Here is a 5,892-nt window from a genome sequence, read left to right as displayed (position 1 = left end):
CCCGCCGCCGACCCGACGGCCCTCCTGACCGGGGTACGCACCCCCGGCACCGCCTGGGGTCTCGACCCCGCCACCGGCCGGATGACCCTCACGGTCGACGACACCGTGGCCCCCCATGAGCTGACCGCCCTACGCGCGGTGACCGACCGGGCCGGCGTGCTGCTACGCCGCGAACCCGGGACGTTGCGCACCCTGATCGCCGGCGGGCAGAGCATCTACGGCGGCGGCGGCGCGCGCTGCTCGCTCGGCGCGAACGCCCGCAGCGGCAGCACCTACTACGTGATCACCGCCGGGCACTGCACCGTCGCGGCGGCCACCTGGTACACCGACAGCGCCCAGACGACGGTGCTCGGCACCCGCACCGCCACCAGTTACCCCACCAACGACTACGGGCTGATCCGCTACACCGGCCGGATCGCCCACCCCAGCGCGGTCTACACCTACCCCGGCCTGCTGACGATCAACGGCCCCGGCACCGCGTACATCGGTCAGGCGGTGTGCCGCAGCGGCAGCACCACAGGCGTACGCTGCGGCACCGTCACCGGTCTCAACCAGACCGTCAACTACTCCACCGGCGTGATCTACGGCCTGATCCGCACCAACATCTGCGCCGAGCCGGGGGACAGCGGCGGACCGCTCTACGTGGCCGCCACCGGCACCATCCTCGGCATCCTCTCCGGCGGCACCGGCAACTGCACCGCCGGCGGCACCACCTACTACCAGCCGATCGCGGAGGTGCTGGCCGCGTACGGCCTGACGTTGCCCTGACCGGCGGGACGCCGCTTGCCCGTCCAGCGCGGGACACCTAGGCTCGGCGACGCCCAGCACCCCCGCCGCGAGGACGTGTGCCCGATGCCGACCAACCCCCGACCTGACCAGGCGAGTAACCCCGCCGGCCTTCCTTCGGTCGAGGTGGCGGCGGTGGGGGAGACGATGGTCGTGCTCTGCCCCGCGCCGGGGGAGCCGTTGGAGCACGCCGAACGGGTCGCCGTGTCGGTAGGCGGCGCCGAGTCCAACGTGGCCGGTTACCTGGCCCGCCTGGGACACCTGACGACCTGGGTGAGCCGGGTCGGCGACGACCCCTTCGGCCGGGCCGTCATCCGACACGTCGCCGCCAACGGCGTCCGCGTCGACCAGGTGTGCGTGGACCCGTCCGCCCCCACCGGCCTGTACGTCAAGGACCCCGGCCCGGAGGGGACCGCAGTGCACTACTACCGGGCCGGCTCGGCAGCCGCCCGGATGGACCCCGCCACGCTCGCCGACCCGGCGCTTGCCGGTGCCCGGGTGCTGCACCTGTCCGGGATCACCCCGGCGCTCTCCGCCTCCTGCCGGGCGCTCGTCGAACACGCCGTGACCGACCGGCCGCTGACCGGGTCGTTGGTCAGCTTCGACGTCAACCACCGCGCCCGGCTGTGGTCCGCCGAACAGGCCGCGCCGATCCTGCGCGACCTCGCCAACCGCAGTGACCTCGTCTTCGTCGGGCAGGACGAAGCGGAAACCCTCTGGGGCACCACCGACCCGACCGCCGTCCGCGACCTGTTGCCCGATCCGGAAACGGTGGTGGTCAAGGACGGCGCGGTGGGCGCCACCGCGCTGATCCGCGACGCCGAACCGGTCTTCGTACCCACCCCCCGGGTGACCGTCGTGGAACCGGTCGGCGCCGGAGACGCCTTCGCCGCCGGCTACCTGGCCGGGCTGCTGCGCGACCTCGACCCGGTGCGGCGCCTGCGCCTCGGCCACCTCGTCGCGGCCCAGGCGTTGACGAGCAGCGGCGACAACGCCCCGATCCCGCCGTGGGCCTGGTTCGAGAAACTCATCGACGCCCCCGCCGACACCTGGTCACCGCTCGACCTGACCGACACGGGCACGACCACCTGAGTCGGGCCGTCAGGCCACCAGTGACAGTCCCACCGCGACCCCAGATGGAGTGCACCATGACCACACCGGACTTCGACCACATCTTCGGCGGCGCCCGGGTGATGGCGATCCTGCGCGGCCTGCCGGTCGCCGAGACCGTACGGCTCGCCGAACGAGCCTGGGACCTCGGCATCGACGTGGTCGAAGTTCCGGTGGCCACCGCCGACGCGGTTCCTGCCCTACGAGCCGCCGTCGAAGCCGGAGCCGCACGCGACCGGATCGTCGGCGCCGGCACCGTACTCGACGTCGAACAGGTCGCCTGGGCAGCCGACGCGGGCGCCCGGTTCACCGTCGCGCCCGGCCTCGACCTCACCGTCGCCGACGCCGCCGCCGCACGTGGCCTGCCACACCTGCCCGGCGTGGCCACCCCCACCGAGGCCCAACAGGCGTTGCGGCACGGCCTCACCTGGCTCAAGGCGTTCCCCGCCATCTCCCTCGGCCCCGCCTGGTTCAAAGCCATCGCCGGCCCGCTGCCACAGTTGCGCTTCGTTGCCACCGGCGGCCTGGACGCCGGCAACGCGGAAGCGTTCCTACAAGCAGGAGTACGTGTGGTAGCAGTCGGTTCAGCCCTGTCCGACCAGAACCAGCTGGACCGCCTGGCAGACCTGACTCGCCCGACCCGCTAACGCCCCCGCACCCCGCCCCGCCGCCTGCCCGTCGCGCCTCCTGTCCGCGCTTGGCGGCCCGCGCTTGGCTGTCAGTCGGTGCCTGTCCGTCCGCGCCTGCCTGTTGTGCGCCGCCTGTGCGCGCCTGCCTGCCTGTCGGGGCCTGCCGTTGCGCGCCGCCTGATTGCGCTTGCCTGTCCGTGCTTGCCTGTTGCGCGCTGCCTGTCCGCGCCTGCCTGCCTGTCGGGGCCTGCCGTTGCGCGCCGCCTGATTGCGCTTGCCTGTCCGTGCTTGCCTGTTGTGCGCCGCCTGTGCGCGCCTGCTTGCCAGTCGGCGCTTGTCCGTCTGCCATGCCGTCGGCACCGTCCGCACCCGCTACCGCACCGTCGATCATGGAGTTGTGGTGGGGTGCGAAGGTTGCATTCAATGATTTATCGGGCACCACAACTCCATGATCGACGGCGGCGGGGCGGGAACCGGGCTCCGCGGGGGTTCACGCCCAACCATCCGCGCCGATCTTGCACTTTCTGTCCCGACGAAAGCCACGAATGGGGTACGTCGGCAACCATAAGTGCAAGATCGGAGCGGCCCGCCGCGGCCCGCCGCGGCCCGGCGCGGCGCGGGGCGCGGGGCGGGGCGGGGCGAGGGCATGGCAAGGGCCGAGGTGGGGCGGGGGCGTGCCAAGGGCGGGGGCGTGGGTGTGCTGAGCGCGAGAGCGGGCCGAGGGCGAGGCAGAGCGGCGAGAGTGAGGCGGCTGGGGGCGGGCGTGCGTGGGGACGGGTGGCGGGGTTGCGTCATGGCGTAAACGCGTCGGGGTTGGGGGCGCGGTCGGGGTGGGCTTTACGTCGATGCTGTGGTGCGTACCACTTCTCGACACAAAGAGGTCATCGTGGCTCTGTCTCACCGGCGTCGCCGATCCGGGCTGATCGCCCTCGGCGCCGCCCTCACCCTGGCGGCCGGGTTCATCCCACCCGGCGCGGGAGCGGCTGCCGCCCCGCCCCACCCCGACCGCCCGGCGGGTCAGCCTCCGGCGGCTGCCGGACGCGCGTCCACCGTCACCCTGATCACCGGTGACTCGGTCACTGTCACTACTGCGGCGGACGGCAGCACGGTGTCGACGGTGCGCCGACCGGACGGCAGCACCCCGACTTTTCACCGCACCGTGCGGGACGGTGACACGTACGTCTACCCGGACTCGGCCCTGTCCTATGTGACGGGTGGTGTGCTGGACCGGCAACTGTTCAACGTCACCGATCTGATCGCCGACGGCTACGACGACGCGCACACCGACGCGCTGCCACTGATTGTCACGATGACCGATGCGGCGGCCCGCAACCGCACCCGTCCCGCCGTGGATGGCGCTGAGCTGGTCCGACAGTTGGACAGCGTGCAGGGCGCGGCGTTGACCCGCAAGCGCGCCACCGCCGCCCGGTTCTGGACCGCGCTGACCGCCGGTTCGACCCGGCGTACGGGTGGCACCCCGACTCTGGCCAATGGCATCGCGAAGGTGTGGTTGGACGGCCGGGTGCGCGCGGACCTGGCCGAGTCGACGGCGCAGATCGGCGCGCCGAACCTGTGGGCCGAGGGCAACACCGCTACCGGTGTCAACGTCGCGGTCCTCGACTCGGGGGCGGACGCGGAACACCCGGACCTCGTCGGCCAGATCGCCGAGTCCAGCAGTTTCGTGCCCGAGGAACCCGACATCCTCGACTACAAAGGCCATGGCACGCATGTCGCCTCGACGATCGCCGGCACCGGCGCCGCGTCCGGTGGTGCCGAGCGGGGCGTCGCCCCGGGTGCCCGGTTGCACATCGGCAAGGTGCTCAACAGCGAGGGCAGCGGGCAGGATTCGTGGATCATCGCCGGCATGGAGTGGGCGGCCCGCGACCAGAAGGCCCGGGTGGTCAGCATGAGCCTGGGCGGTGAGGCCACCGACGGCAGCGACCCGATGAGCCAGGCGGTCGAGCGACTCAGCGCCGAGACCGGCGCCCTCTTCGTGATCGCCGCGGGTAACAGCGGCCCGGCCACCATCGGCAGCCCGGGTGCCGCCGATTCCGCGCTCACAGTGGGCGCCGTCGACAGCACCGACCACCTCGCCGACTTTTCCAGCCAGGGCCCGCGGGCCGGCGACGGCGGGCTCAAGCCGGAGATCACCGCGCCCGGCGTGGACATCCTGGCCGCCCGCTCGCACCTGGTGCGGGGCGGATCGGGTGACTACACGTTGATGAGTGGCACCTCGATGGCCACCCCGCACGTGGCTGGTACTGCCGCGCTGGTCGCCGCCGCGCACCCGGACTGGACCGGTCAGCGGATCAAGGAGGCGCTGGTCAGCACGGTCAAGGCCACCCCCGCGTACACGCCCTACCAGGCGGGTGCCGGCCGGGTCGACGCGGTCGCCGCCGCGCACGCCACGGTCTTCGCCACCCCGAGCGCCCACTCCGGTTTCCAGACGTGGCCGCAGCAGCCGGGGATGACTGTCGACCGCACTGTCACCTACACCAATGTGGGCGGCACGCCGGTGGCCCTGAAGCTGGCCCTCGACGCAGCCACCGCGCCGGCCGGGTTGTTCGCGCTCTCCGCCGACCGGGTCACCGTGCCGGCGGGCGGCACCGCCACCGTGACGCTGACCGCCGCGTACGACAAGCTGCCGGTGGAGAAGCAGGTCAGCGGCATGATCGTCGCCACTGACGACGCCGGTACGGTGCGCGGCCGCACTCTGATCGGGGCCGGCAAGGAGGGCCAGCGGCAGAACCTGACGCTCGTCGCCAAGGACCGGGACGGCAAGCCGCTCGCCGGCAAGGTCATCCTCACCACCGACACCCTGTTCACCGCCGTGGACCTGCCCGAGAGCGGCACGGCCACGCTGCGGCTGCCGGTGGCGAGCTGGAACGGTTGGATCTCCGCGGACGTGCGCGGCGTGCACGGGCCGCACTCCAAGGGCATGGCGATGCTCAGCTTCACCGACGTGAACCTGGACCGCGACCGCACCGTCACCCTGGACGCGCGCGCCGCCCGACAGGTGCAGGCCCGGGTGCCGCAGGAGGCCACCGCCAGCGCGCTGCGGATGGACATCCACCGGTCCACGAAGAACGGTCTCACCGAGAGTCAGGTGCTGCCCGACGACTCGTACGACAGCATGTGGGCGTTGCCGACGAGCCGGCCGGTGACCGACGGCGAGTTCGAGTTCGGCGCCCGGTGGCGGTTGGAGCAGCCGGCGTTGACCGTTTCGGCGGGCGGTCACTCGTACGACGATCTGCTCGTGAAGCGGGCGACCCCGGCGCTGCCGGCGGGTCGTCGTCACCTGGACGCGGTCTACGTGGGCGTCGCGTCGGGGGCGGCACTCGCCCCGCCGCCGGTCCGGCGCTCGGAA

At 72.6% G+C, this 5,892-nt stretch carries 4 protein-coding genes; all 4 read left to right on the top strand.

Annotated features, from left to right (window positions below; translation table 11 throughout):
- The coding region (locus tag ABZ406_RS30730; protein WP_357769053.1) for a S1 family peptidase at positions 1 to 768 on the top strand (768 nt) is incomplete at its 5' end.
- An 84-nt stretch (positions 769 to 852) separates the two neighbouring features.
- Positions 853 to 1,878 carry a sugar kinase gene (locus ABZ406_RS30725; RefSeq protein ID WP_357769051.1) on the top strand — a complete coding sequence of 342 codons (1,026 nt, stop codon included), beginning with the start codon at positions 853 to 855 and terminating at the stop codon, positions 1,876 to 1,878.
- Positions 1,879 to 1,934: 56 nt separating this feature from the next.
- Positions 1,935 to 2,543 carry a bifunctional 4-hydroxy-2-oxoglutarate aldolase/2-dehydro-3-deoxy-phosphogluconate aldolase gene (locus ABZ406_RS30720; protein ID WP_357769049.1) on the top strand — a complete coding sequence of 203 codons (609 nt, stop codon included), beginning with the start codon at positions 1,935 to 1,937 and terminating at the stop codon, positions 2,541 to 2,543.
- An 868-nt stretch (positions 2,544 to 3,411) separates the two neighbouring features.
- A partial coding sequence (locus ABZ406_RS30715) for a S8 family serine peptidase (RefSeq protein ID WP_357769047.1) occupies positions 3,412 to 5,892 on the top strand: 2,481 nt, incomplete at its 3' end.

Origin of the sequence: Micromonospora sp. NPDC005710 (genome assembly GCF_040630995.1) — a bacterium.
Taxonomy (GTDB): domain Bacteria; phylum Actinomycetota; class Actinomycetes; order Mycobacteriales; family Micromonosporaceae; genus Micromonospora.
The sequence above is the reverse complement of the archived record's forward strand: the minus strand, read 5'-3'. Positions and strand labels throughout refer to the sequence as shown.

Excerpts from the sequence above, each read along its gene's own strand:
- ABZ406_RS30720 (WP_357769049.1), top strand. The coding sequence starts at position 1,935 with ATGACCACACCGGACTTCGACCACATCTTCGGCGGCGCCCGGGTGATG.
- ABZ406_RS30725 (WP_357769051.1), top strand. The coding sequence starts at position 853 with ATGCCGACCAACCCCCGACCTGACCAGGCGAGTAACCCCGCCGGCCTT.